The following is a 2,948-nucleotide window of genomic DNA, read 5'->3' as shown; positions in this document are numbered from 1 at the left end:
TTGTTCATATCTGAGAAAAATATTTCATTGCAGAAAAAAAGCACTACGCAAGTTAATGCGCAGTGCACTTTAGAGATTCAATTGGTTCAATGCCTTAACTTAATGACATTGAAATATCTCATTCCTTGTTTTTGTGGTGGTGCATTATTGAGTTGTGTGGGATGTGTGATTTTATTGAAGAAAAACCAGTCTGATGAAAAGGAAATGGATCATTTGCAAAAGCAAAATACTATATTGTTGAATGAAAATGGTGAATTGCTAAATAAATCTGAAGCGAACAAGAAAGAAATGATGCAATATGAAGAACATTTATATCATCAGTTAAAAACACCATTGACTGGATTGAAATTATCTCTAGAAACAATAAGAGAAACAGAAGAAAACAAGAATGCATTGAATGTTTCAAAAGAGCAAATTGATAAGATGTCGAATTTAATTACATTATTTTTCAATCAGATTCGCTTTCATTTTGAAAATCAGAATATGATTTACTTGATAAAACAAGCCATAAAAGAATGCATTCCTCTTGCGAATAAAATGCAGAAGAAAATTGTGTGTTTATGAAATGTGATGATGTATGGATGAAAGAATGTCTTTTGACATTGATTGAAAATTCTTTGAGTCATGGTAATGATGATGTTGAGATCATGTGTGAAAATGGAAATGCTTTTTTTAATGTACAAGTGATAACTAAAAATATATTGGTTGATGAAGCAATCTTGCCACATCTATTTGAACGCTTTTATACAGATGATAATCAATATTTTGGTATTGGATTACATATGGCAAAACTGATTGTAGAACAGCACCATGGAACACTTTCTGTATATAACGATTTTGATTATTCACAGGTTGTATTTGAAATACATCTTCCAATTTTAAGTGGGAAAGAAGCATATGATGTAAGTGGATTGTAAGTGGTACAGTTTATTCTAAAACTATAGAAAGTGAGGTGGCAGGATGTGTGCTTTAAGATGTGAAAATATACATAAAATATATGGAAAATCCCAACAAGCAACATATGCCGTAAGAGGAATTTCTGCGGAATTTCAAGAGAATACTTTTTATAGTGTGATTGGAAAAAGTGGATCTGGAAAGAGTACATTGATTCATTTATTAAGTGGCTTATTGAAAGCGGATCGAGGTGAAATCTTTTATGATGAGCAGCCATTGTCCACAATGAATGAACAACAGCTTGAACATATAAAGAAAAAAACAGGAATTGTTTTTCAAAACTATCAATTACTTCCAGAATTAACAGTGAGAGAAAATATTCTTTTGCCTACTGTTTTATTGGAAGAAAAATGTGATGAGGAATGGTGTGATGTTATATTGGAAAAACTTCAAATGACAGATATACAATCCAAATATCCAGATCAGCTTTCTGGAGGTCAGCAGCAAAGATGTGCGATTGGCAGAGCCTTTATGAATCGTCCGGAATATTTGTTCTGTGATGAACCTACAGGAAATCTGGATAAGAAAACAAGTGAATCAGTTTTGAATTTTTTGCTTGAAATTAAACAATTAACAAAACCAACAATTATTTTAGCGACACATGACTTAGATATAGCACGTAGTGCTGATGTTGTACTGCATATTGAAGATGGAAAATTAGTGAGTAAATCATTATGAAATATCATCATATATTACGGAAATGTTTCCGCGAGAAAAGTGTTGTAGTGGCAATGTGTCTATCCGTTGTTTTATTGTTTTTTACTTCTTTTCTTTTAGATAGTTTTCAAGCACAGAAACAATATCAAAGACAAATGATTTATGGTTTTCATAATGAAGCAGCTTTTGATATTTCAGAACGTGAAGAAAACAAAATACAAAATCATCTTTCAATCAAGGTAAGTGGAGAGATGATTGTATACGGAACAATTATTGGTGATGATTCTTCAGAGATTGGGAATATTGGAACAGTTGATCAGAACTTTTGGAATCTGGAACAATTTCAATTAATTGACGGAACTTTTCCAACAAAAGAAAATGAAGTTGTAATGGAATATGCAATGTTGGATTTATTGCATCTTCCGTATGAAATTGGAGAAAACATTGATTTGAAAATACAAGTAACTGATGGAACGTTGATCGAGAAGTCCTATGTTTTATCAGGAATCATTCAAACATATTCAACGAATTGGCTGTGTAATGATCATCCTTTGCTTTCTGTTATTACAAAACAATGTGATAGTGAACCAATGCAACGACATCTTTTCTTTTCCTCTGCATATAAGAATGAGAATGAAATGAAAGAACTGGATGCTTTGATTCATGAGACAAATAAAAGTGAAATTATTTTTAATGAATATAGTTTTCCGGAAAATATATTTTCTTTTGAACAGATTGTTGAAAATGGAGGAGCATTGTTAAGCGTGAGTGCAATCAGTGCTTTATTGTTGATATGTATCAGTTTATCGACGATTGCAAAGCAATTGTATCGGAATCGTGTCTTGTTAAGTCTGGGACTGAATAAGAATAAATTGAATCGGCTGATGGTAATGCAATCATTTCAGCAATGGCTGATTTGTTGGGGCTGTACTTGTTTTGTAAGTGCAGTGATTTGTATGATGCTTGCTGCTTTTGGGAAAAATATATTTCAATTTACAATGACATATCGGCCGTTTGTTGTTTCCTTTATTGTGACATTTCTCATTATGCTTGTTATGAATGCAAGCTTGATTGTTTTATTGAAAAAAATGAATGGAATTACTGGTGGAAAAGATTTAACAAGATATGCAGAACAGAAGGTGAAAAGAAAACAGCATTTTGTGTTTGATAAGAAATCTTTTATCGACATTGAAAAAAGAAGAATGAGAAAAAAAGTGGTGTTGAATAGCAATGTCATTAAGTTAAGCACTATTGATAATTGGTAATCTCTATAGACAACAGTAAAACCAGGAATAGAACTGTCTTCTATCAGATAGCTATTCCTGGTTTTTGGCTTT

At 31.8% G+C, this 2,948-nt stretch carries 4 protein-coding genes; all 4 read left to right on the top strand.

The features are described from left to right. The coding region (locus ACTND6_RS10665; RefSeq protein WP_441024206.1) for a histidine kinase dimerization/phospho-acceptor domain-containing protein at positions 1-564 on the top strand (564 nt) is incomplete at its 5' end. Continuing rightward, a complete protein-coding gene (locus tag ACTND6_RS10660) occupies positions 561-917 on the top strand; it encodes a sensor histidine kinase (RefSeq protein WP_441024208.1) in 357 nt (118 codons plus the stop codon). The genes ACTND6_RS10665 and ACTND6_RS10660, both read left to right, overlap by 4 nt. Before the next feature lie 43 nt (positions 918-960). Further along, positions 961-1,632, top strand: a complete 672-nt coding sequence (locus tag ACTND6_RS10655; protein WP_441024210.1) for an ABC transporter ATP-binding protein — start codon at positions 961-963, stop codon at positions 1,630-1,632. Beyond that, the gene (locus ACTND6_RS10650; RefSeq protein ID WP_441024211.1) at positions 1,629-2,876 is read left to right on the top strand and encodes a hypothetical protein; all 1,248 of its coding nucleotides are present in this window, start codon (positions 1,629-1,631) and stop codon (positions 2,874-2,876) included. The genes ACTND6_RS10655 and ACTND6_RS10650 overlap by 4 nt, the downstream gene beginning before the upstream one ends. The last annotated feature ends 72 nt before the right edge of the window (positions 2,877-2,948 follow it).

The organism is Bulleidia sp. HCP3S3_C9 (assembly GCF_052064035.1).
Taxonomy (GTDB): Bacteria; Bacillota_I; Bacilli_A; order Erysipelotrichales; family Erysipelotrichaceae; genus Bulleidia.
This window is presented reverse-complemented; position numbering and strand designations above follow the sequence as displayed.

Bases quoted from the DNA above. Each gene is read 5' to 3' on its own strand.
- ACTND6_RS10650 (WP_441024211.1), top strand. From the start codon at position 1,629: ATGAAATATCATCATATATTACGGAAATGTTTCCGCGAGAAAAGTGTT.
- ACTND6_RS10655 (WP_441024210.1), top strand. From the start codon at position 961: ATGTGTGCTTTAAGATGTGAAAATATACATAAAATATATGGAAAATCC.
- ACTND6_RS10660 (WP_441024208.1), top strand. From the start codon at position 561: ATGAAATGTGATGATGTATGGATGAAAGAATGTCTTTTGACATTGATT.